General features: G+C 38.7%; 16 protein-coding genes. 1 reads left to right on the forward strand and 15 read right to left on the reverse strand.

Annotated features, from left to right (window positions below; all coding sequences use genetic code 11):
* Positions 1 to 6: 6 nt before the first annotated feature.
* From J2T03_RS05520 to J2T03_RS05535, 4 genes are all read right to left on the reverse strand, one after another.
* Positions 7 to 1,050 carry an efflux RND transporter periplasmic adaptor subunit gene (locus tag J2T03_RS05520; RefSeq protein ID WP_307209941.1) on the reverse strand — a complete coding sequence of 348 codons (1,044 nt, stop codon included), beginning with the start codon at positions 1,048 to 1,050 and terminating at the stop codon, positions 7 to 9.
* Positions 1,051 to 1,063: 13 nt separating this feature from the next.
* Positions 1,064 to 2,398 (reverse strand): TolC family protein, encoded by a 1,335-nt coding sequence (locus tag J2T03_RS05525; RefSeq protein WP_307209942.1) that lies wholly within the window; start codon positions 2,396 to 2,398, stop codon positions 1,064 to 1,066.
* A 419-nt stretch (positions 2,399 to 2,817) separates the two neighbouring features.
* On the reverse strand, positions 2,818 to 3,819 hold the full coding sequence (locus J2T03_RS05530; RefSeq protein WP_307209943.1) for an NAD(P)/FAD-dependent oxidoreductase: 1,002 nt from the start codon (positions 3,817 to 3,819) through the stop codon (positions 2,818 to 2,820).
* Positions 3,820 to 3,934: 115 nt separating this feature from the next.
* The gene (locus J2T03_RS05535) at positions 3,935 to 4,552 is read right to left on the reverse strand and encodes a TetR/AcrR family transcriptional regulator (RefSeq protein WP_306841834.1); all 618 of its coding nucleotides are present in this window, start codon (positions 4,550 to 4,552) and stop codon (positions 3,935 to 3,937) included.
* A gap of 122 nt (positions 4,553 to 4,674) precedes the next feature.
* On the opposite strand from J2T03_RS05535, the gene J2T03_RS05540 reads away from it, so the two are divergent.
* A complete protein-coding gene (locus J2T03_RS05540) occupies positions 4,675 to 5,850 on the forward strand; it encodes an acetyl-CoA C-acyltransferase (RefSeq protein ID WP_307209944.1) in 1,176 nt (391 codons plus the stop codon).
* A 146-nt stretch (positions 5,851 to 5,996) separates the two neighbouring features.
* On the opposite strand, the gene J2T03_RS05545 is transcribed toward J2T03_RS05540, so the two are convergent.
* The 11 genes from J2T03_RS05545 to mgtE all read right to left on the reverse strand — a co-directional run bounded on the left by J2T03_RS05545 (position 5,997) and on the right by mgtE (position 25,814).
* Positions 5,997 to 6,809, reverse strand: a complete 813-nt coding sequence (locus tag J2T03_RS05545; protein WP_307209945.1) for an AraC family transcriptional regulator — start codon at positions 6,807 to 6,809, stop codon at positions 5,997 to 5,999.
* Between the two features lie 55 nt (positions 6,810 to 6,864).
* The gene (locus J2T03_RS05550; protein ID WP_307209946.1) at positions 6,865 to 7,890 is read right to left on the reverse strand and encodes an SDR family NAD(P)-dependent oxidoreductase; all 1,026 of its coding nucleotides are present in this window, start codon (positions 7,888 to 7,890) and stop codon (positions 6,865 to 6,867) included.
* A gap of 378 nt (positions 7,891 to 8,268) precedes the next feature.
* Positions 8,269 to 9,180 (reverse strand): carbohydrate kinase family protein, encoded by a 912-nt coding sequence (locus tag J2T03_RS05555; RefSeq protein WP_307209947.1) that lies wholly within the window; start codon positions 9,178 to 9,180, stop codon positions 8,269 to 8,271.
* A gap of 133 nt (positions 9,181 to 9,313) precedes the next feature.
* A complete protein-coding gene (locus tag J2T03_RS05560) occupies positions 9,314 to 11,011 on the reverse strand; it encodes a RagB/SusD family nutrient uptake outer membrane protein (RefSeq protein WP_307209949.1) in 1,698 nt (565 codons plus the stop codon).
* An 18-nt stretch (positions 11,012 to 11,029) separates the two neighbouring features.
* Positions 11,030 to 14,131 (reverse strand): SusC/RagA family TonB-linked outer membrane protein, encoded by a 3,102-nt coding sequence (locus J2T03_RS05565; protein ID WP_307209950.1) that lies wholly within the window; start codon positions 14,129 to 14,131, stop codon positions 11,030 to 11,032.
* Positions 14,132 to 14,142: 11 nt separating this feature from the next.
* Positions 14,143 to 15,705, reverse strand: a complete 1,563-nt coding sequence (locus J2T03_RS05570) for a glycoside hydrolase family 32 protein (RefSeq protein ID WP_307209951.1) — start codon at positions 15,703 to 15,705, stop codon at positions 14,143 to 14,145.
* Positions 15,706 to 15,799: 94 nt separating this feature from the next.
* A complete protein-coding gene (locus J2T03_RS05575; protein WP_307209952.1) occupies positions 15,800 to 17,110 on the reverse strand; it encodes a sugar porter family MFS transporter in 1,311 nt (436 codons plus the stop codon).
* 515 nt (positions 17,111 to 17,625) lie between these two features.
* Positions 17,626 to 20,388 carry a substrate-binding domain-containing protein gene (locus J2T03_RS05580; RefSeq protein ID WP_307209954.1) on the reverse strand — a complete coding sequence of 921 codons (2,763 nt, stop codon included), beginning with the start codon at positions 20,386 to 20,388 and terminating at the stop codon, positions 17,626 to 17,628.
* Positions 20,389 to 21,022: 634 nt separating this feature from the next.
* Positions 21,023 to 24,127, reverse strand: coding sequence for an efflux RND transporter permease subunit (locus J2T03_RS05585; protein ID WP_307209955.1), 3,105 nt, complete (start codon positions 24,125 to 24,127; stop codon positions 21,023 to 21,025).
* 4 nt (positions 24,128 to 24,131) lie between these two features.
* Positions 24,132 to 24,431: a DUF190 domain-containing protein gene (locus tag J2T03_RS05590; RefSeq protein WP_306841816.1), complete on the reverse strand. Its 300-nt coding sequence runs from the start codon at positions 24,429 to 24,431 to the stop codon at positions 24,132 to 24,134.
* Positions 24,432 to 24,443: 12 nt separating this feature from the next.
* Complete coding sequence (gene mgtE, locus J2T03_RS05595) at positions 24,444 to 25,814, reverse strand: magnesium transporter (RefSeq protein ID WP_307209957.1); 1,371 nt, start codon at positions 25,812 to 25,814, stop codon at positions 24,444 to 24,446.
* Positions 25,815 to 25,823: the final 9 nt, after the last annotated feature.

A 25,823-nucleotide genomic window follows, 5' to 3' on the forward strand; every position in this document is an offset into this window, starting at 1 on the left:
CAGTTCTTATTTAATGATTTTTATGGTCGACTGCTCGTTCAGATACGCACTGTTAGAAATCACGATTTTATCGCTTTTCTGAAGTCCATCCTGAATGAAAACTTTGCTATTTTCAAATTTGGCAATCGTGATCGGTCTTTTCTTCACCTTATTATTTTCAACAACATAGACAAAGGCTTTGTTTCCGTCTGCTTCTAAAAGAGAATTGTATGGGATCACGATAAAATCTTCTGAATGATCGGTTTTGATCTCCGCCTTTCCGAACATTCCCACGGCGGGTTTGCTGTCATTCATCGTCAGCTTAAGCTCCACCTGAAAAGATCCGAGAGCCATATCAGCCGACTGTGATTTCCTGAACACGAAGGCATCGAATTGTTTATCAGGATAACCATCCAGCGTGACAACCGCTTTTTGTCCGATCTTTGTTGACGCCCATTCGGTATCTGTCAAACCAACTTTCAATAAATAATTGTTGTTGTGGGAAGTTTCATTGATCAATAAAACCGGAGAGCCAGGACCAACAATCTCGCCCTTGTTCGCTACCTTTTGCGCAACAAAACCGTCGGCAGTGGCGTAAATTTTTGAATATTTTACATTGAAAGCAACCGCGTCTTTCTGTTTTCGGGCAATGTCAAGACCCGTTTTGGTGTTCTGAACCTGCTCCAAAGTGTACACACTGTCTTTGTATAAATTGGTGGCTCGTCTGTAATCCCGTTCATTTTTTTGAACATTCAGATCAGATTGATTCAGTCCAGCGCGGATCTCAGTTTCATCTAGGGTCGCCAGGAGCTGACCTTTTCTGAAAAACTGACCTTCCTCTACAAAAACTCCGCTCACTACTCCACCGATCTTGAAGGAATAGGTCGTTTCATTTTCTGTTGTCACCAAACCTGATGCGCTGATGTTTCCGGCAAGAGCCAAAGAACCAACCGATGCGGTTTTCACGGGAATAACCTCGGTATTTTCAAATGGTTTGACTTCTTTTCTCTCTTCTTTGCAGGACATGATGAGGAAAAGGGAAAGCAATGATATTGTGATCGTTTTATTCATAATAGTTAGTATTTTATTTATTAAAATTGAAAGTGGCATTAGCTCTCTCCAGCTCTGCAAAAGCAATCCAGGAATTATAGAGGGAAATATTGGCATTCAGCTGAGTATTGACCACCTGATTTTGGGCATCCAGCAATTCGATGTAGATCGCCATTCCTTCTTTGTACAGTTTGGTAACATCACCATTGTATTTTTTGGCTGTTTCCTTTTGCTTCTTGTCCGATTCATACTGTTCCAATGCTGATTTCAAATTGTTTTGGGAAACCTCGAACTGCAACAGCAACTGCTGTTTTACATTGTCGATCTGGGAATTGATCTTTTTGCTGTCCTCATCAACCTGTTTCAGCTTATATTTGTTTTTGTTGCCTGAAAAGATGTTCCATTCCAGACTCAGACCGGCGAAATAGTAGCGGGACGATTTATCAACTTTAAAATCAAAATCCTGCAACCCCAGATCTGCAAATCCGCTTAATTTTGGAAACCAGTTGGACTTTGTCAATTGATAAACATTTTCATTGATCTCTTTCGCCTGTCCTAGTTGTTTCAATTCTTCTCTGTTGCTGGTATTTTCTGCAATCAATTCAGTTGGCAATTCCATATTTTCATCGATTTCGATTTCTGAATCAAGCTTTTGATTTAAAAGAAAATTGAAATAGGATCCTGCGTTTTTGCTTGTGTTTTTTGCCGTTTCAAGATTCGCCTCGATTCTCGTTACTTCATTATCACTTCTGAGAACCGCCGTTCTGTTGATTTTGTCATTATTAAAAAGCGATTTGTTCACTCTCTGATTTTCTTTGACAATGGCCAATGCGTTTTCATAAATTCTGATACCTTCCACCGACTGCAGATATTTGTAATAGGCAATTTTTATTTCTTTGACCAATTCGCGCTGATAAATTTCCAATTCGATCTTTTGTAAAGTCATTTGTTGAGCCTTGATCTTTTTATTGTAGATGATTTCATAATTCAAAAGAGGCATCGTCGTGTGAAGCTTGACATCATAGAAATTATTTGGATTGATCAGCACCGACTGATTCTGCAATTGCGGAAAGGCGTTGGAATTCGTGATCTGATTTAACGTGCTGTACACAGGATTCAGCATATCCCCGATCGGAATATCAATAGTTCTCCCACCGTCTGCAACGGTGTAATTGGTGACAAAAGCGACATTCGGAGAAAACAGTGACTGTGCTTCCTTCAGGGCATAAAGGCTTTTATTGATGTCAAAGTTTTTCTGTTTGATAACTTCGTTATTTTCGAGACCGATTTCTATGTATCGGTCGAGATGGCTTTGACCAGACCCAAGAAACCCGAGGCATAACAGAACCATTAATGATAAATTTTTCATTGGTAAATACATTGTTTATATTTTGAACATTGTTCATATATTTAGTAAAAAAAATAGCTTTTAGCTTTCCTTTATTTTTGTTAGAATCTAGGCTTCAAGAGCATCCCGATTTTTTATATTTTCTTCTCTCATAATTTCAAATCATCTAAAACGTTTTCTCACAATTCATACAGTTACTACACAACCACAATATCAAAATCATCAACCTCCACAAATCCACGATGAAATCTGCAGGAGAAATTATTTTGATCCTATAACAAAGCAAGATTTGATTATACTTTATGATTTCCATCTAAAGACGGCAATTAAATCTTTCCGGAGGAAATAAGTCAGGAAAGAAATTGATTAGAGAATAGAATGAAGAGAGCCCGAAAGACATTTATCATATCAAATTGTTTAATGAAAGTTAATCGGTTGATCTATAAAAACATTTCAGCTGATAACTCAGAATTAACTTTAACTCCCGCAAGCGTTCCAGAAGAAACGGCTAATGAAACTGCTCTTAACGGGTTACAGTTGTCACCTACAGCATAAATATTATCCACAGTGGTCTTTTGAGAATCATCGATTTTAATCAGACCGGTATCTGTCATCTCGCATCCTAGTTCCTGTGGAATGCTACAATGTTGTCGGAATGGAACCGGTGCATACATTGCTTCAAAACTCTCTGCTGTACCATCAGAAAAAATGATTTTATTGACATATCCATTATGGTGTTCTATTTCCGAAATTTTTTTCTCAATTATTTTTATGTCATTTTTCTCAAGCGTAGCAATACCATTTATATCACCGGCAGTTTTACCTGACGTGATTAAAGTAACATCATCGGTCAGGTTCTTAATTAATGATGTAAAATGTATTAAACGATCACCATCCGCTAAAATTGCTGTTTTTTTGTTTCTGAACTCATATCCGTGACAGTAAGGACAGTGTATAACGGATATACCCCAGCATTCTTCGAAACCTTTGATATCATGCATGGTATCTAAAATTCCCGAAGCAAAAATCAGTTTTTTACTTTTAAATGATTTGCCATCTGAAGTCTTGATTAAAAAGCCTTCCGATATTTTGTTTCCATTAACTGCGAATCCACTGTAAAATTCAATGGTAGGATATTTAGAAACCTCTTCTTTAGCTATTTTCGCAATTTCTCCCGGAGGCATGCCGTCTCTCGTTAAGAAATTTTGCGAATGAGGGGTTTGTTTATTACAAGGATTTCCACTGTCAATAATTAAGACATTTCTCAAAGAACGTCCGAGTGTCATGGCAGAAGAGAGTCCTGCGTAGCTGCCACCTACGATAATTACGTCGTACAATTTTTCATTATTGAGTCCCATATCAATGCTTTTAAAAAAGACAGAAGGCGCGGAAATCGCCAAAAATGCGATGGATCCGTTTTTAATAAAAAATCTTCTGTCCATAATTATTATATATTTAAATGTGTATGTTGAAAATTTTCTCACAAGAACTAATAATTTCTTGTAGCCAACACATTGTTTTTATTTTGAATATTGTTCATTTTCAACAAAAAAAAAATTACAGTTTTTCTAATATTTTTAAGTACTCATTATAACCTTCCGCCAGGATGGTATCGGGACTGCTGAATTTAACTCCTTTCGTTCTGTGACGAATTTCCAGACAGCACATACCGTGTACCAAACTCCAGATCATAAAAGACAATGCTTCAGAATTATGACCGTGAAAATATCCCTGCTTCATGCATTCCTCGACCGTGTTTTTTAAGTAGCCGAATGTTTCAGTTCCTTCTGGCCAAAGGTTATTTTTCTGTTCTTCGAGATATTCCATTGGAGCTTTCAAGTTGAACATTAAATCGTACATTTCAGAATTTTCCATGGCAAATTTCATGTAGACAGACCCCATTCTTCTAAGCCTTTGCATAGGATCATCTAATTTGAAAAGGTCTTTAAAAACTTTTCCCAGTTCTTGAAAACCAATAGAATGCAAGTCGTGGAAAATAGCATTTTTATCCTTGAAATACACATAAACAGTACCCACGCTATAATTAATTTCGTCCGCAATATTTCTTATCGTAGTGTATTCGATACCTTTTTCCACAAACAGCTTCTTAGCACCATTTAGAATCAACAATCTCAATGCTTCCTTCTCTTTCAGTTTTCTTTCTTTGATACTCATACAAGAATTTATAATGCAAATATATAAACTTTTTTTGAACAGCGTTCACTTTTTTAAAAAAAATATACCGATTGGTATATTTTTTTATATATTTACCTCATCTAACATTTAATATATAATCAATGAAAGACATTTATATCATAGCCGCAAAAAGAACACCTATCGGCAGTTTAATGGGCAGCCTGTCGGGATACAGTGCAACGGAATTGGGTGCCATTACAATTAAAAATGCATATCTAAGTATAAATTTAGCACCTGAAATTATCGACAGCGTTTACATGGGTAATGTTCTCAGTGCCGGAGTCGGACAGTCTCCTGCAAGACAGACAGCCATATTTGCTCATATTCCTGAAACCAGCGATGCCACTACTATTAATAAGGTTTGTGCATCCGGCCTAAAAGCGACAATCATAGGTGCACAACAGATCCTGACCGAAACTGATCATATTGTTGTTACCGGCGGAATGGAAAGTATGAGCAATGTACCTCACTATTCTTATATCAGAAAAGGAACAAAACTGGGTGATATACCAATGACAGATGGAATGACTAAAGACGGTCTGTGGGATGTCTATAATGATTTTCATATGGGAAGCGCGGCGGAGCTGGGCGTGAAAAAATACGGACATACAAGACAGCAGCTTGACGAATATGCATTAAACTCTTACAGAAAAGCTCAGCAGGCAACCACTGAAGGTAAATTTAAAAATGAGATGATCAGTGTTCCGATACGCAGTAAAAAAGAACTTTCTGAATTCACACTGGATGAAGATATCTATAAACTGATTCCTGAAAAAGTTTCACAGCTTAAGCCGGTTTTTGAAGAGGATGTTTTTTTGACGGCAGCCAATTCGAGCAATCTTAACGACGGTGCAGCAGCTTTGATTCTGGCTTCTGAGGAAGCGGTGAAAAAATATGATCTTCAGCCAATGGCAAAAATAATATCCTTCGCAGATGCTGCACAGGCGCCGGAATGGTTTACCACATCACCATCACTTGCCATTGAAAAAGCTTTGAAGAAGGCTTCTCTATCTCTATCCGAAATAGACTATTTTGAAATTAACGAAGCGTATGCATCCGTGATTTTGTCCAATCAGATGATTTTAGGTTATGATTTAGACAAAGTAAATGTATACGGAGGTGCTGTTGCATTGGGACATCCGATCGGGGCGTCCGGAGCAAGAATTATTGTCACACTGCTCAATGTTCTGAATCAGGAAAAAGGAAAGTATGGAGTAGCCAGTATTTGCAATGGTGGCGGTGGTGCTTCTGCAATTGTTGTGGAGAATTTGATGTAATTTATACGGTCATTAAAATAAAATCTATTTCTAACCTTTTTGCAGGAACAACATTAATGCACTGCCTCTTATAAATAGGTGCAGCAATATGAAATCCTGTTTTAAATATGATGATATATGAAACTGATGCTAAAAACAACATATCATCAGTGGGAAGCCAACTCTCTTGGAGTGATGCCAAATTCCTTTTTAAAGGCGTAGGAAAAATGAGACAGATTTTCAAAACCCACTTCAAAGTAAATGTCAATCGGTTTCCTTTTTTGCTCGGTCAGCTGAAATCTGGCAAGCTCTAGCCGCTTTTGAGTGAGCCATTTCTGCGGGGTAGTATTAAAAGCTTTTTTAAAATCCCGTTTGAAGGTTGTCAGGCTTCTTCCCGTAAGGTAGCTGAACTTTTCCAGTGGCATGTTGAACATAAAGTTCTTCTGCATAAACTCCACGAGATTGATCTTATGGGGCTCGGAAAAATCAGATAATATGGAATCTACATCACCATTAACAGTTCGCAGGATCGTGACAGCCTCCCTGATCTTTAATTGTGAAAGTTCCGGTGGAAGCTGGTATTCAAGGTTGAAGTAAGGAATCATTGAGTCGAAGAAACTGTCAAAAAGAGGACTTTTCCCCAGCCTTACGATATGGTCCGTTTTGGATACAGAATTGACTAGACTTGGATTAGCTTCGTAAAATGACCTTAGAATATTGTGGCTAAGTTTCACAACGATGGCCTTGTAAGGCTCACCGTCTTTATCAGATTTTACTAGGAGTGCCAAACGGTTTCGGGGAAGAAGGTACGTATCTCCTGCCCCGAAAACATAGGTTTTGTCTGACTGAATCACCTTTAGCTCTCCTGACAGGACGCGTACCACTGAATGCTCTTCAGCTGTCAGTTCCGTACTATGCTTCGAGGTTCCACTGCACGTAAAGACGATGCTGGCGTTCTCGTTGGTCTGTTTTGTTATCATTATTACAAATTTTAAAAAAATACCAAAGCTCCGATCGGGAGCCTTGGCCAATTAATTATTTAACATCAAACTTCGTTCCTATCAGTTCTTCACTCAGGGTCCAAAGTTTCCGGGCAGCTTCCGGATCGACCGCAAATGAGGCCACACCTCCCGCTCCCGCCGGACTTTCTACATCCTTATTACTGGCGGTATAATCTGCCACTTCAACATCCTGAAGATAAACCCCGCCGATATTCTGAAGTTTAGGATTTGTTGCTGCCCAAACCGTGGTTGCCGCACCTTCCTCTATTGTCTTTTCGATCTTTTTCATCGCCTCTTGGGCCTCAACGTTCGGAGTTCCGTCCGGATGTACTGCACCAATTGTTACGAAATCCTCAAAGGTCAAAAATCTGGAGAGGTTTGTCGCCATTATCAGACCCGGATGAATTGCGTAAGAACGGACCCCGAATGGCTGCGCTCTTTTGTCAAGCTCTACAGTGAAGAGTACGTTGGCTGTCTTGGATTGTCCGTATGCTTTAAACTTGTCATATTCTCTTTCATTGTAATTGACATCGTCAAAATGAATGGGCGAAGTATGGTGGGCCGAAGAGGAGACATTCACTACTCTTGCTCCATCTGCTTTTTTCAGAGCTTCCCACAAATTAGCAGTCAGTTGAAAGTGGCCTAAGTGATTGGTCGCAAACTGCCCCTCATAACCACGCTCATCGCGCTGAAACGGTGTCCACATCACCCCTGCGTTATTGATCAACATATGGAGTGGGCTTCCGGAAGCATTGAACTTTTTGGCAAAAGCGATGATCGTTGCCGGCTCCGTCAGGTTCATGTGTTCCACTTCGACATTGGAAATTCCCTCAAGGTTAGCCTTTGCCTTCTCAGTATCTCTTGCCGGTACAATCACCTGAGCACCTGCAAAGGCCAGTGTTTTGGTGATCTCCAGTCCAAGTCCGCCATCTCCACCGGTTACGATGGCAATTTTACCTGTAAGATTAATTCCTTTAATGACATCTTTGGTCGTTGATTTTGCGTTGAAGCCGGAGCCTATGGTATTCTGTAATGCTCCTTTGTAATTTGTCAATTCCATTTTCTCTGAATTTTATTTTTACAAAGATACAGGCATACAGTAAAATCAATTTTGTTCAAAGGTCCTACTTATTTTGTTTTAAAGGTCATTACAAATCCGAAATATTAACTTTAATTATTCTCGTGAGAAAAACCACTTTTAATTTTGTTGATAATAAATAGTAGAATCATTGTGCACTTTTAAACGTACACGTCCACCAATTTTAGTCTAAAAAAAGTCACAAACAGCTAAAGAGCTCCAATTGAAGTCAATTAGCACCATTTTATTTTTTAATGTTCAAATAAATTTATCCTAGATTCAACAGACTATATTATAAAAGAAAGCTCCCTTTTTTAGGGAGTTTCTTTGGCTATCGGAATACTGGAGATTAATTATAAATCAAAAAGCGTTCTGCTTCAGAAATATCTCTATTTCAGAATTTTCAATCTTAGGGTTTGCACCGGAATAACTTGCGACCAAAGCACCGACAGCGCTGGCAAAATTTAAAGCTTCATCAGGATTTTGATCTGAAAGCAATTTTGCAATCAGGCTGGCCAAGAAAGAATCTCCTGCACCTACTGTATCTGCTACTTTCACGGGATAGCCTTCGTGTCTATATAATTGATTATTCCATAGCAGTATAGATCCGTGTTTTCCTAAAGTTACACAGATTGCTGGTGTGCTTGTTTTTTCTGATATAAATTTGATGTTTGACTCCAGGTCCTCGGATTCAAATTTCATTCCGGCAGCAATTTCCAGTATTTCCTCATCATTAAATTTGATAAAGTCTGCCCTGCTCATAAGCTTTTCGATAAGTTGAATATTGTAAAAGGGCTTTCTGAGATTCACATCGAAAACTTTAAACATTTTATCATTGGAATCTAATAGGGAGAAAAGTGTTTTTTGGGAAACATCATTTCTGCAGGCAAGGCTTCCATAGAAAAAAACATCGGCCTTCTTTACGGTATCCATTATTTTTTCGTCAACAGTAATAAAATCCCACGCAGAAGGAAATTTAATCTCGTACGTTGCTGAACCACGTTCATTTAAGGAGACCTGAACAATTCCTGTCTCATATTCCGAAGAAACAATGATTGCGGTATTTTCAAGAGCATTTTTTTGAGTATAATTGAGAATTACTTTGCCATCTTCATCATTTCCTACGGCACTGATCATAGTTACCGGAAAGCCATACGAAGCTGTTCTGAGAGCCAGATTGAGAGGAGCACCCCCGATTTTTTTCTCTTCTCCGAAAACGTCGAAAAGTACTTCTCCAAAACTTATTACATTAATTTTCTTATTGATAAACATTAATTGGGATTTTTGATATTGATATTATAGAATAGTCTCTGAAGAAATAAAAATACTTCAATTTCTATTAATACTATTAAATTCTGTTGGTGAACTTTATTTTTATAAATATAGTTCCCATTTGTGCATTGTTTTAATATCCATTATTTTGCTTATAAAGTCCCTGACTGAAATTGATCTGTGCCAAAGGAATCGGACAGTATTCCTCAATTCCGTGGTCAAATCCAGCCTGGGAATAGAAAGTTCTTTTAGTTTTCTCAACAGAATAATAGCTGTTCATCGTTCCTTCTGTAATACCCCATCTCACGAGGTCAAAGAAACGGCTTCCTTCCATGGCAAATTCCATTCTTCTTTCCCATCGCAACGCTTTCCTTGCAAAATCCTGATTCCAAGTGCAGTTCACTCCTGGCTCATATTTACTGATAAGATTGTTGGAGGTATAACTTCCTGTAAGAACCGTACTATTGGCAGCACGCTGTCTCACCTGATTGATGAGTGGTAAAGCATCGTTATATTGTCCCATTTCTATCAGCGCTTCGGCTTTCATCAGCAAAACATCGGAATATCGTATGATGATTCTATTTTTTGAATTGCCGTAAAAAGGGTCTACATTCACGGTACAGCCACATCCTACAGGCACATTTTCCTTTAATGAAGAATAAAACCCATAAGTTCCCGGACTTCTGCTCCAGCTTTCCTGAAAGATTTTGTTTTCTTCGTATTTCCAAGGCAGTCCCGGCAGGGCAACGGTGTGATATAATCTAGGATCTACTTTGTAACTGTTCAGCTGGTTGTAATTCAGATCTGCATCGTTAAAAGTATCAAACATCGGTAGTCCCTGTGATGTTGTTTTGAATGCGTTCACCAAATTCTGGCTTGGCTTATGAAAATCGCAGCATCCCAAACCTTGTGGCACAGAAAGCATATCTCCGAAATTAAGTCTTCCGAAAAGTGTTCCGTCATTATCTGAATATTGAATGGAAAAGACTGCCTCCGGGCCGTTCTCGTGTGTTCCAGGAAGGAAATTATACCCAAAATCCGACTCCAGTGTGTAATTTCCGATTACCTGATTGGCCGCGTCAAGAGATTTCTGAAGCGTTACCGGATTTACCTGCGTTACCGTATAGTTATCATCCTGCTCATACGCCTGATATAGCCTGACTTTAGCAAGATAAGCATAGGCCGCGCTTTTCTTTGGCCTTCCCACTTCCGACTGTGTCGTAGGCAGATTAGCAGCTGCGAATTCAAAATTAGAAGCAATAGCTTCCCATAACTGCTGGTCGGTCTTTGCCCTGTTCGAGATTTTCGGATAATCTTCAATCGGTGTATTTTCATCCACATAAGGCACATATTTAAACAATGTTTTCAGTAAAAAGTAATAATGTCCTCTTACGAAATTCATCTCGGCAATCCGCTTTTGCTTGTTCGGATATTCTGAATCTGAAAGCTGCTTAAGTGCGGCAATCGCTTTGTTACATCTGGAGATCCCTACATAATTGAGATACCATAATCTGTCTAATTCACCAAAATCCGAACGGATGTTATTTGAAATTTCAAAAAAGTGAAAGGTCTGGATATCATTGGTTCCGCTCCCCCCTTTGTACGCATCATCAGAACGGACGTTTCCATAAGGCCAAAGGCTGAAAGGGGTATCATAATGATCATTTCCAAGGGATGCATAGGCTGCAACCACAAAACCATCCACATTCTGAGGCGTTACTACATCAGCTTCCGACAGGACACCTCTCGGCTCATTATCCAAAAAATCGTTGCAGGAAGTGGTTCCAAGCAAAAAGGCAAAAGCTATTGTTAAAAGTATATTCTTTTTCATTTTTTTATTATTTAAAAATTAAAGGGAAAAATTAACTCCAAAATTGAACGTCAGCGGTAACGGGTAACCGAATGCCGGTGTTTCAGGATCTATACCTGTAAAGCTCTTGGATTTTATCGTCCAAAGATTCTGAACACTTGCATATATCCTGAAATTGACAATGTTATAATGCTCCATTAAAGATTTCGGGAAAGTATAGCCCAACTGTAAAACCCTCAACTTCAGATAATTTCCACTTTCCACATAATACGATGAGAATCGGGATTCTGCGTTGCTGTCAACCGTCGTAAGTGCAGGAATATCCGAATTGGGATTCTGTGGTGACCACGCATTCAGGAGCCTTGTTCCTTTATTGGAACCTACATCATCCACACTCCAGAAGTCAGTCTGGTATTTTTTTGAATTAATGACATCCACGTCGCCTATGCCTTGCCAGAATGTTGAAAGATCAAAGTTTTTATATGAAAAGTTGAGGTTGATGCCATACATAAATCCCGGATTCGGATTACCAATCCACGTTCTGTCTTTGTCATCAATCATTCCGTCACCATTTAGATCCGCATATCGAATCCTTCCCAAGCCTTTACCGGATTGAATTGCAGAATTATCCACCTCTGCCTGAGTCCTGAAAAGTCCATCGGCAACATAACCGTACATTGAGTTAATGGGGCGTCCCAGGATATTATCTGTTGTTCCGTTTCCACCGTAATTGTTAATAACGGATTGCGGAAGTTCGGTAATTTTGTTACGGTTCATCGAGATGTTCCCTGAAACTTCGTAGCGGAAGCCTCCTGCGGTTTCATTCTGATAGGACAATACAACTTCAATCCCTTTATTCTCCATAGATGCACCATTGATCCATCGATCTCCTCCTTCTCCGATCACACCCAGATAAGGTGGTAATACCAGGATATCTTTTGTTGCTTTTTTATAAACATCAACACTACCCGTCAGTTTCTGATTAAAGAATCCGAAATCCAGACCAAGATTGGTCTGTGTGGTGGTTTCCCATCTCAGGTCGTCATTTTTTGTCTGAGTTGCAATAAAACCTGATGGCAGCAATCCGCTACCGACACCGGAAATATCGTAAGCCGTTCCGTAAGATGTTGCCCAAGTTGGATTTCCTCCTGCATAGTTTGCTATATACAGCGAATAAACCGCCGAATTGCTGATCTCCTGGTTTCCGGTCTGCCCCCAACCTGCCCTTAATCGCAAATCTGAAAAAAACGGGATCAGATTTTCTGCAAAATGTTCTTTATTGATCCTCCATCCTGCCGAGAATGCAGGGAAGGTTCCAAAACGGTTATTTTTACCGAATCTTGAAGAGCCGTCATAGCGCATTGTTGCAGAGAAAAGGTATCGGTTGTCATAATCATAAGAGAATTTTCCGAAGTAGGACAACAGGCTGTAGTGGGTGGAGCTTCCGCCGTTGAAAGCATCTCCTGTTCCCGCATCGGGATACATATAATCTGGTGTTTCTATCAGGAATCCTTCTTTTCTCAGCCAGGTATTTTTATACGTATCCCGATACATTTCCATTCCGCCCAAAACATCAAAATGGTGTTTTCCTGCTTTTGCGGTATATTGTGCCGTGTTAGACCAAGTCCATTTTTCTGTGTCTGACTGGTCGATGTTCACTGCATTGGTTTTATTTTGCAGGTAGCCCGAAACATAGCTTCTTTGCAGCATTCTTTTGTAATAATTGGAAAGATCGATTCCGAAGCTGGACTTTAAGGTCAGATTTTTCACAGGCTGCAATTCGGCATAGACATTTCCGAAGAATCTTTGGTACTGATAGCCATTGTCCTTATTGTATTCCAAAAGCCGGACAGGGTTCTGTCTGTCATTCATTCCGCCAACTGGTCCGCCCCACCCGATTCCGTCTACAGTATGAACCGGAATGATAGGCAAAGCACGTAATGCAGGGTCCAAAACGCCCGGATCCATCAGCTCATTGGTTTTATTGAACGTGAAATTTTCCCCGATTTTCAGCTTTCCGTCGAAAAAGTTATAGGAGGTATTGATACGGGCTGACAATCTTTTAAAATTGGTGAGTTTCACGATTCCATCATTGTTATAATACCCTAGAGAGAAAAAGTAAGAACCTTTGTCCGAAGCGCTCGAAGCAGAAACATCCAAAGAATTGGCAATACCCGCCTGCGAAACTTCATCATACCAGTTGGTATCGGCTGACTTTATGGTTTTTGCAGCATCCAGATATTCCGGAACGTTGCTGTTGTATAAGGTTGGAATGCCATTTTGAACACCCCAGTCAAAACTGTAGCTAAGATTATTGCTATTCGGATTAAGTCCGTCATTGATGTTCGCCTGCCAAAGTACCTGTCCGAATTGTTTTGCGTTCAGAACCTCTGTTTTTTTGGTATATTGTGAATACGCCGTATAGTAATTAAGGTCGATTCTCATCTTCCCTTTTTTTCCTTTTTTGGTAGTGATAATGATAACACCATTGGCAGCCCTGGAACCGTAGATACTTGCAGAAGATGCATCTTTCAGAACCTGCATCGATTCGATGTCACCTGGATTAAGTTCGTTCATTCCAGCTTTTGTGGGAACGCCATCGATCACATAAAGCGGATCTGTATTATTTAACGTTCCTACACCACGAATCAGCACTTTTGTGTTACTGCCGGAAGGCGATCCGTCGGCTGTGATATTAACACCTGCTACTCTTCCCTGCAAAGATTTGATCGGATTCGGTTCGGTTTGCTTGTTCAGGTCTTTCATATCCACTACGGAAACCGCACCGGTAATGTCCGCTTTTTTTTGCTTAGTATATCCGGTTACGATGACCTCATCTATACTTTTTATTTTCTCTGCAGCTAAAACGATGTTAAGAATTGTCTTTTCATCCACGACCACTTCACGGGTGGAATAATCCGGATAAGTGAAAATTAAAGTATTTCCTTTTTGCAGGTCATTAATCTGGAATGCACCGCTACTGTCTGTTGTGGTATTGGCTCCTGTTTCCGAAACGGTTACGATAACCCCGCTCAACGGTTTCTGATTTGAGGAAACTACCTTACCTTTAATTACTTCCTGCGCAAATACATACGAAAAAGGAAGAAGGCAAAAGGCGATGGCTGTTTTATATTTCTTCATAATATAGTTTTTTATTTGATATTAATCTGATGAGCATTGATGTTCAGAGTACTTCCTTTGGTATCTGTGGATAAGCTCAGCTCCGAAAAGTTTTCATTAGGGAAGAAGATTTCGGTCATTACTTTTTCGCCGTTATTGAAGAAAATTTCGATGGAAGTTTTATCCAGTACAATTTTGAACGTTGCGTTTTGGTAGCTTTTTGATAATGGCGCCTTTGAAACCCGGTTTGCAAAATTATCCTTAAAATCAGTTTTACCGGATTTGGTGCGGTCAATAAAAAGTTCCTGCCTGTTATTATCAATTCCGAAAATTACCTGTTCTCCCAGTGAATTTTTCAAAGTAAAAGTGTAAACTCCTTTGGTCATTTTTTTGAGATCAGCATCGATAACTGCTTTGGAAAGATCTATTTCTCCTTTGCTGATAAGTTTTTTATCAGAAACAAGACTGATTTCTTTTCTGACGGTCTTCCCATCGTAATTTTTGAGCTGGGAAACAGGAATATTTTTCAAAATGTAACCATCTTTTGACCTTTTCAAAACCACTTCACGGGGAATAGTAGAACTTCCCCTCCATTTTTCCGTTGGTACATCCGGTGAATAATCCCAGTTTGACATCCAGCCTATAATTACTCTTTTGTTATCCGGAACATTATCAAAAGAGACACTCGCATAATTATCGCGTCCCCAATCCAGCCAGACCACTTTTTCTTTTTCAAGCTGCTTTGTAAAAACATCGTCCATTTTGAAAGTTTTTCCGTCAAAATCTCCTACAAAATACTGTGCAGCAGAACCTCCGTTCGGACCACCCGGATTGATATTGACGATAAGCACCCATTTTTCTTCATTGGTTCCTTCTACTTTTATCGGGAAAAGATCCGGACATTCCCAAACGCCGCCGTGTCCGCCGAAATCTTTACCAAATTCTGAAAGAAAAGTCCAGTCTTTCAGGTTTTTTGAGGCATAAAAATGCTGTCTGTCCTGTACCGCCAATCCCATTACCCATTGTTTTCTTTTGGCATCCCAGAAAACCTTGGGATCCCTAAAATCTTTTATCCCGGGATTTTTCAATACAGGATTGTTACTGTATTTGGTCCAGGTTTTTCCGTTATCTAAAGAATAAGCGATTGCCTGAGACTGCGTATCAATTTCTCCGGCTTTCTCTTTCTTCATATCATGGTACGTAAAAATTGCTACCACAGGAACATTTTTTCCATCGCCAAATCCCGATGTATTATCTTTATCCACAACAGCACTTCCTGAGAATATTGCACCCTTTTCATCATAGGCAATTGCAGGAGCCAGTTCTTCCCATTTGATAAGATCTTTACTGATGGCGTGTCCCCAATGCATCTTACCAAAATCCGGCACACTTTGAAACGGCGTATACTGGAAAAACAAGTGATAAGTTCCATTGAGATAAAACAGTCCGTTCGGATCATTCATCCAGCCTTTTTGAAGGGTGAAGTGATAGTTGGGCCTGTAGAGTTGCTCTTCAGACGTTTTCGAATCCGACTGTGCATTGAGCACGGAATAAAACGTAGAAGCGAGGATTAAAGTTGATATGATTTTCTTCATTATGATTATTTAATAAGAGATTTTGAATTATTTAAAAACACTTTATTCAATTTATAGAGATGTTCTTCCCGATGATTATATTGATTCTTTAAATCTATTTCGTCAGTGTTTTGCTTAATTTTTCCAGTGATATACCTTTGGTTTCCGGCATCATAAACATCACAAAAAATAACTGGAATACCATTGCAACAGTAAAGACCAAAAACACGGTCCCGGCTCCGATGGTGGAAAATAATGTAGGAATCAATGATGGAATGATCGCTGCCAGAAGCCAGTGTGTGGAACTTCCGAAAGCCTGTCCCGATGCCCGGAGATGATTCGGGAAAATCTCAGAAATGAATACCCAAATCACCGTCCCCTGACCAATAGCGTGGGAAGCAATGAAGAGGAACAGGAAAATTGGAATCGCCAATCCCGACCAATGGAAATAAAACGCTATAGAAACCAGCCCTAAAGAAATGATATAACCTACAGAACCCAAATACATCAGTGTTCTTCTCCCGACTTTATCAATGAGGTTTACCCCAACCAGAGTGAAAACCATATTCACAACACCGATCCCGATACTGCTGAGAAGTGCCGTTTTCTCACCCAAACCTGCTTCGCCAAAAATTCTTGGTGCATAATACAGGAATGCGTTGATTCCTGACATCTGATTGAAAAAGGCTACAAGAAAAGCCAGCATCAAAGGAAAACGGTATTTTTTCATAAAGATATTTTCCTTTGGCGATTCTGCTTGGTCATCTTCCATCTGCGTGATCAAAGTTTCAGAATCCTGGTCCGGGCTCAGGATTTTCATCACTTTTTTTGCTTCTTCTATTCTGGATTGGGAAACCAGCCATCTCGGGCTTTCTGGAATGGTAAGCACACATAATGTATAGATCGCTGCGGGGATTGCCTGCACGCCAAGCATCCATCTCCAATCGTTGTCGCCGATACCGCTTAGTAAATAATTTGATAAAAATGCAATTAAAATCCCCAGAACAATATTGAACTGATACAGGGACACCATCCTGCCGCGGTCTTTTGCAGGCGCAATCTCTGAAATATAAGCCGGTGCAGCAATTGTAGAAGCACCAACGCCCAAACCACCCATAAACCTGAAAAATGCAAACAGATAAGGATCATTGGAAAGTGCCGTTCCTATCGCAGAAAACGCATATAAGACACCAATGATCAAGAGTGTTTTTTTCCGCCCGAATGTATTGGTCGGGATTCCGCCGAAAATAGCACCTATCACTGTACCCCATAATGCCATTCCCATCACAACTGCTCCGTGAAATGCATCTGAGCTGCCCCAGAGTGTCTGCAGTTTTTTGTCTGCGCCGGAAATCACAACCACATCAAACCCGAAGAGAAATCCTGCCAAAGCTGCCGTGACAGACCACATAAGAATTTTATTCATCTGTTAAAATATTTATTTGTTTGTGGCTAATATATCCTGGGACGGCAATCCGAAGGTCTAATTATGTAACTAAATATTTCGGCAAGGTTAATTATTTATTAATTAATTTCAATTAACTGTAAATCAATAATTTATTAAAATATAATTTTATTAAAGTTTCATCGGGTTATAAAAATGTAACATTGTTTTATAAAAATGTTACGTGTATTTTGTGTTTTTAAGATCTAAGAACAATTTATGATATGAAAGTTTTAACCGAAAAACAGGTCAAGGTGTATGGTTTTTGGGGCCAGTAACTTTAGGAATTATAATTCGTGCGGAAAGCTGTTTATTGTCCGAATGAAGGCGCGTTGTTGAGAACGTGTAATAAAAAAGCAGCAGTTTGATTTGCTGCTGCTGAATATGGTAAAAATATCAGATGTAAAAATTGATATCAAATATAGATTATAGCTTCAGAGTTTGTTATTATAATGTTACATTCAAATAGGTGACCATTTGATTTCGTACATGCTTTATCACTCCTTTGCAGACTTTCTAAAAGCATTCGGCGATACGCCAAACTTATTTTTAAAAACAGTAGAGAAATAGTTCGGTGAAGAAAAACCGGTTTTGTATGCAATCTCAGAAATCGTCAGTTCAGGATTTTGAAGCATTGATTTGGCCTGTTCCAGACGGAAATTGTTAATATAATCGCTCACATTCACATCAAACATCGCTTTTATTTTTCTGTAAAGCTGAATTCTTGAAATATTGAGCAGGTCTGCAAGATTTTCCACGGAAAAATCGGGATTGTCGATATTGGTTTTGATGAGCTGGTTCAGATTGTTCACAAAGGTTTGCTCTATGCTTCCGAACGACTTGCTGTCCACAATTCTGCCGATATTATTAGTATAGTAATAGCGTAGCTTTTCGCGGTTGTAAAGCAGCGCACGCAGCGACTGTATCAGAATCGGGTAACTGAAAGGTTTTGTGAGATAAAGATCAACGCCCGATTTCAAGCCTTGCAGGTAAGATTCTTTATTATCCAAAGCAGTAAGAAGAATGACTGGAATATGCGATGTACGAAGGTCGTTTTTTAGAATTTCACAGATTTCGAAGCCATTTTTTTCAGGAAGATTGACGTCACAAACGATAATATCCGGAATTTCACTCAAAGCTTTATCAATTGCATCTGTACCGTCAGAAACCATAACTTCAAACTCATTCTGAAGCTTTTTGCTTAAAAAGAAGGACAAATCCGAATTATCCTCCACCAAAAGAAGCGAATACCGTTCGCCCTGAGATCCCTGATTTTGGGTAATCGTCTCATCTTCCAATCCCGTAAAAACAGCATCTTTTGCAAGACTTTCAGCATCTGAAAGACTATGCTCTTTTACCATTTGGTCTTCGTTGAAATGCTTGTTCCCCTTGTAAAGGCTTATGGTAAACTCCGTTCCCTGAAAAGAGCTCACTTCTATCTTTCCAAGATGAAGCTCAATGAACTGTCTGCTAAGATGAAGCCCGATTCCTGAACTGTTTTTTCTGTTGTTGGAACCTTTGAAATAAGCTTCAAAAACGTTGCTGATTTCTTTTTCAGGGATTCCTATTCCATTATCTTTGAAACTGATGACCGCCTGATTTCCTTTTTCCTGAATCGTGATTTCAATCTTTCCATTATCCGGTGTAAATTTGAAAGCGTTGGACAAAAGGTTGAAATAGACTTTATCCATCAGATTTCTGTCAATGTAGAGCTCAAGATTTTTATTCTGTGAATGAATTTCAAATTTGATATTTCTTTTCTTCGCTTCATTTTCAAAATCGCGGAAAATTGCATACGTAAAATCGTAAATATTGGTCCTGGAAACTCTTAGGTTAAAAGTTTGGTTTTCTATTTTTCTAAAATCCAGCAGGTTATCGACCAACCGCAACAATCTGTTGGAATTTTTATTAATCAGCTCCAATTCATAGGATGGTTTAGTTCCTTTAGTTTTGCCGGAATCCATCAAAGACTCCAATGAACTGAGGATAAGTGTAATAGGTGTTTTAAATTCGTGAGATAATCCTGTAAAAAAATTAACCCTCGCTTCATTGCTCTCTTTCAGCTCATCGGCAATGGTTTCAATCTGGTTTCTCTGAATGGTAATTCTCTCGTTGGTAAGCGTAAGCTGCTTATTTTTTGTCTTGATGGCATAAATTAGATAAATAGCATAGGCAACCAGGCAAAACATCAATATCAACAATATTATAGACCATCGGAACAATTCTTTTTGTGAAGAATAAAGCTCGATCTGTTTTTTAATCGCCTGTACCTGATTTTCTATAACTCCCTGCTGCTCAATAATTTTATCAAACTGATTGCGCATAATTTCTGCATTCATCCGATCAATAATCGTTGTACTGAGTTTAATGCGTTTCGGTACAGCAATACCGTTATGAATTTTAATTGCTGTCTCGATCGCTTCTGCTCCGCCTGTCGGATAAAGTAAGGTGGCGTTCAGTTTTCCGTCCAGAACCATCTGTATTCCTCCGTCTTTTGTATTCAGTCCGTCAACGCCGATAAATTTGATTTGATTTTCCAAACCGGCATTCCGTGCAACCTGCCACGCATTAGTGGCAAGCTCATCGTTAAAGGCAAAAACATATAGGCTTTGGTTTCCCAGGGAATCCAGTGTTTTTCTGAAAGCGCCTGTTGGAAGGCCTCTGAATGTTTTTATCAGATCTGTGTTGGGATTGTTTTTGACGATTTCCTGAAAGCCAAGACTTCTTTCTATGGTGGGAGAAGAATGATCATCCCCCTTAATTTCGATTACTTTTTTATAATTCTTGGAATCTGAAAGAATATAATTTGCCGCTTCTTTACCAATTTCCATGTTGTCAGCACCGATATAGGTCGTATACTTTTCTGAATTGATCTTCCTGTCGAGCAAAATAACCGGAATATTTTTGGCAGCTGCTTTTTCCACTAACGAAACCAAGGATTCGGGATCAATTGGTGAGATGATAATCACATCCACATTACGATCAATCATTTTTTGTATATCCTGAATCTGTTTATTAACAGAATTTTCTGCTTTCTGTATATTAAGCTCTACTTCGGAATGAAGTGATGCCTGTATCTCCATAGAATGGTTCATTGCCAACCTCCAAGGATGATTCCCCAAGCCCTGTGAAAATCCGATACTAATTTTGTCTGAAGTTTTCTGCGATTCTTTACAAGAAAAAAAAACAAGGAGTAAAAGAAGTAACGTTCTGTATACCTTAGGAAAAACCAAAACTTCCAAAAATTTAATTTTTGACATATTAACACAATATTAATAAAGTTGTTGCAGACAGGCAATTTTTAGTGATAATATTTGCATTAATCTGCTCTTTTATTACGTATATATTTGATTCTGATATATCGCAAAACAAAAAACGCTGTAAACATTGATGTTTACAGCGTTTTAGCTTATTTGGTTTCCCAAATTGCGGAGAGAGGGATTCGAACCTAATAATAGAAATAACTGAAAATAAGCTATTTATTACTTTTAATCCGATGGTTGCCATGAGTTTGCCACAGCTCCGCATTTATTATTAACCTACAGAGGATCAAGATTTATGAAGATCTGATTTGACAAACAAGATAAGAAATTATATTTTACTCAGAGATACAGCGAAAAGAAAATTCCATTTCGTTATCTGCAACTAATTCAATTGCTGAAGCATATCAAATGACAATATATCTGAAGGAATACTTATGGCTGAATCACCAGAGGAGTTTTAGCTAAATATCCATCTTTCATTAATTATTTAAAAAGAAAAAACCTCCAACTATTATTTAAATTGCAAAATTAACTGACTGTTCAAAAAACCCTGTAAAAAATAAAAATTATAAAATTATCACAAACATACCCTGAGGTAAAAAAAATACGATATAGACACAACATTTCCATATCATTCCCTCTTTCCCAACCATAAATACAGTGGTGGAATTAAAATCGGTGCAAAAACCAAAGTACTTGTCAAACCACCAATGATTACTGTGGACAGTGGACGCTGCACATCAGAACCAATACCTGATGAAATAGCGGCAGGAACAAGCCCTATGATAGCTACTACCAATATTGAAAGCAGTGCCCGCAATTGTTCTTTAGAAACCTGAGCAACTGTCCGGCTGTTTACAGCATTCTGCGTGCCTCTATTTAAAGCTGAGACTAGCAATACACCCGCCATTACGGATATTCCGAAAATGCTCACAAAACCAACTCCAGCTGAGACATTAAAATAATACCCTCTTAAAAGCAAGGCTACAATCCCGCCTCCCAAAGCAAATAAAATACAACTCATTGTAATTAAAGTATATCTCAAATTTCTGTATAGCATAAATAGAAATAAGAAAACCATCAATAGTGTAAGTGGAATTGTAAATAATAATTGTTTTCCGGCACGTTCTAAATTTTCATACTGACCGCCATAAATTATATCATACCCTTTGGGTACCTGAACACTTTTTTCAACTTTGGATTGAAGTTCTTTTACAAAACTTCCCTGGTCACGTCCTTGTATATTAGTACGAACGGTTATCATTCGTTTGCTACCGTATCGGTAAATATTAGTTTGTCCCTCTACAAAGTGAATATCCGCCAGCTGGTCCATCGGAATTAAAGCTCCGTTTGATGCAGAAACTAACAGGTTTTTGATGGCATCAATAGAGTTTCTGCTTTCAGGTAAAAAGCGAACCACAATATTATATCTTTTGGCTCCATCGTAAAGTGTTGAAATTGATTTTCCGCCAATAGCTGCTTCTATCATATTTTGAATATTGGCAACATTGATCCCATAACGTGCTGCCGCTTCTCTGTTTACATTGATCGCTAATTGTTCCTGTGCACCTTCCTGTTCAATATTTACCCCCTTTGCTCCTTGGATCTTTTTGGCAATCGCAGCAATACTATCCGCTTTTTGTCGCATCAATTTTAAATCATCCCCAACTACTGAGATTGCCAGATCAGCGGCACTGCCATTTACAATCTCCATTACCTGATCTATAATAGGCTGTCCTGATGAAAATTGTACAGAAGGCAATTGATGTTGTAAATCGGTCTTTATTTTTTCAACCAAATCCTTTTTGGATATAGTATCACTCCATAGTTTATAATCTTTAAGACCTACAAGAATTTCATTTCTATTGGCTGGAAATGGATCTGTACCATCGTCATTCCGTCCTGTCTGAGTGATTACATAAGAGATTTGAGGATATTTTGATACAATACTTCTTATTTTGGGGGCATACTTTGCATTTTCCTGGATGGATATACCTGCCGGGAAATTACCCCGTAAAAAAATAGAACCTTCATCTAAAGTAGGTAAAAACTCTGTTCCTAATTTTATACCACAAAGAATTAATATAAGCACAACGGAAAACCCAATAAGAGTTGTTTTCTTATATGATTTTAAGAATAAGTCGAGTGTTTTCCCATACATTTTTGTAAGAAAATCCAAAACGAAATTTTTATGCTCCTTAATTGGCTTATTTATATCTGCTAGGCTTTTTCGGTAGGCGAAAGAAATGAGAACAGGAATAAACGTAAGTGCTGCCAGCATAGAACCAATCACTGCAAAAGCTAATGTTAAAGCCATTGGCGAAAACAATTTCCCTTCCACTCTGGTCATCAAGAGAATAGGCATATATGCTAAAATAATAATCGTTACCGAAAAGAAAATCTCCCTTCCGACTTCCTGTGCAGCCTGCAAGGTAATTTTTACAATACCCTCCCGTTTTTCTTCCGGTGTGGCGGTTCGGTATTTTCTAATCAGATGTTCTGCCATCACACAGGCGCCGTCTACAATAATTCCAAAATCTATGGCACCTAATGAAAGTAAATTGGCTGGAATACCTGTAAGCCGCATCAATATAAATGCAAAAAGTAAAGAGAAAGGAATAGTTAAAGCAACAACCAATGCACTTCTTATGCTTCCCAAAAAGAAAATCAGCAGGATAATAACAATGGAAATTCCTTCAAACAAAGTATGAGCTACAGTTTCCAGGGAATGGTCTATCAGGAAACTCCTGTCGTACATTGGGCGTAAAGTTACACCTTGAGGCAAATCGTTTTCCTGAAGTAACGCCATCCTTTCTTTCAATGCCTTTAATACTTCGCTTGGATTTTCATATCTTCTTAACAGTACAATACCTTCTACACCGCTGTTTACATCCTTTTTTTCTTTGGTTACCGTATAGCCCAAAACTCCGCTTGGCGGTGGCGGTGTAACTTCAACAGTAGCGACATCACGTACAAAGACGGGAATACCACTTTCTGATTTTAATACAATATTCTGGATATCCTGCTCAGTTTTAATGGCACCTAAACCACGAATAGCAAAACCTTGTCCGCCTCTTTCAATAATATTTCCGCCTGTATTTTGGTTATTTACATTAACAGCATCCATCACATTTTGCAGAGTAAGGCTATATTTTCTTAATTTTTCAGGTGAAGTAATGATGTGAAATTGTTTTAAAGGACCGCCGAATGTGGCTACATCAGCAATTCCATCTACCTGTAATAGCGCAGGCTTTATAACCCAATCCTGTAGATCCCGCAATTGTGCCTGGCTATAAGTAGGTGGGGCTTCCACTACGTATCGGAAAATTTCGCCTACTGCTGTTGAAAGGGGGGCTAATTCCGGTGCAACGCCTTCAGGTAGTTCTGCGCCAGCAAGGCGTTCAGTAACCTGTTGGCGGGCAAAATAATCATCCGTCCCATCTTTAAAAGTAAGCTGTACAACTGCCAGTCCAAATATAGTTCTGCTTCTGCGGTCTAAGACATTAGGTGTATTTTGCAGAGCTCTTTCGATAGGAATAGTAACCTGCTGTTCTACTTCTTCCGCTGCACGTCCTTCATATTGGGCAATGACAATGACATTGGTGTCTGCAATATCCGGATAGGCTTCTATTTTAAGCTGTGTAAAACACCAAAATCCGATAGCCATTGTAACAATGCTAGCAGCAATTACCGCCCAACGGTTTCTTAAACTGAATATGAGTAAATTCTTGATCATTTTTTTACCATTTTTCTACCTGATGGGTAACAATAAACCCTCCTTTATACTGATTTCTAAGTTCACTTAATACAGCTTTCACCTTTTTTTCTTCATCAATAAAGGTGATCATCATCGGTGTTTCGTCAAAACTAAACAAATCGTTCGGACGGTTAAGACGCTGATTTTCACCATAGCCTAATCTGCCTCGAAATACGGTTGCTCCTTTAATATTTTGTACAATTAAAAATTGCAAAATGAACTCGTACACTAATTGTGTTCCTTTTAAATCGTCAGCGTCTATAAATATTTGTACTTGTATCATAATTTTTGAGGTTTAAAGTATTGTTCCTTTCAGAATAATTGAGGCGATTGTAAAATAGATCACTAAGCCTGTCACATCAACCAAAGTAGCTACAAATGGAGCGGATGACGTAGCCGGATCTATTTTGCATTTTTTTAAAACAATGGGTATCATAGAACCGCTAAAAGTTCCCCACATGACAATTCCAATCAGCGAAAAGAAAATGGTTACAGCCAATAAAAACCAATGCTGTCCGTAATCGTACCAATGCAGGTTTTGCCATACTGCTATTCGGATCAATCCTATTGTTCCCAGCATAACACCTAGTGATAGTCCGGATAAAATTTCCCTCCTCATCACATACCACCAGTCTTTCAGTCCAATTTCTTTTAGTGCCATAGCGCGAATAATAAGAGTAGCAGCCTGTGATCCGCTATTTCCACCGCTTGATATGATGAGTGGAACAAACAAGGCCAATACAACTGCCTTTTCAATTTCTCCATCAAAATACCCCATTGCCGTAGCCGTAAGCATTTCTCCCAGGAATAGGATTACCAGCCAGCTGGCCCGCTTCTTTAATAACTCAAAAAAGGGAGTTTCCACATAAGGGTAATCTAGTTCTTCAACACCTCCTATCTTTTGAATTTCCCTTGTATTGGCTTGCTCTTCAACATCCAATATATCATCAATTGTCACCACGCCCAGTAATATATTTTCGGCATTTACCACAGGCAGAACAACTCTGTCATATTGCTTGAATTTTTCAACGGCATCTTCTTTAGTTTCTGTAATGGTCAGACTGGGACAGAAGCCATCTAAAATATCGGTTATTTTTTTATCTGTATTATTCAGGACTAATCTTCTGACAGGAATGTCATCTATTAATGTATTATTAGTGGCTACCACATAAATTACATTGGCAGTCTCATCATCCTTATGGTTATTTTTCAGGTGTTCAATGGCATCTGCAATAGTAATTTCTTGATGGATAGTCGCCACATCAGTATTCATGATCCTGGCAACACTGTTTGTGGAATACCCCAATGCTGTTTGCAGGTCATCTTTATTTTTTTCATTCAGCAGGTTAATGAAATGGGTCTGCTCTAAACTTTTTAAAGATGAAAAGAATATGATCCTGTCATCTGAACTTAGCTCATTTAAAATACGTCCCTGCCCTTTAGGAGATATACTTTTAAGAATATTTTTCTGTAAGAAATTATCCAAATAAGTGAAAACAATAGCCTGGTCTGAAGCAGACAAAGCCTGAAATGCCTGTAGAGCATAATCAAAGGGAATTTCAGTAAATATTTTTGCAATATTTGATGGATGGACATAATTTTTCTCATTTCGGCTATATAAAAGATCAGAAAAATCCCCATTTAAAATTTTTTCTTTAATTGACATGATTTCTTT

The organism is Chryseobacterium lathyri (genome assembly GCF_030812195.1).
Classification (GTDB): Bacteria; Bacteroidota; Bacteroidia; order Flavobacteriales; family Weeksellaceae; genus Chryseobacterium; species Chryseobacterium lathyri_A.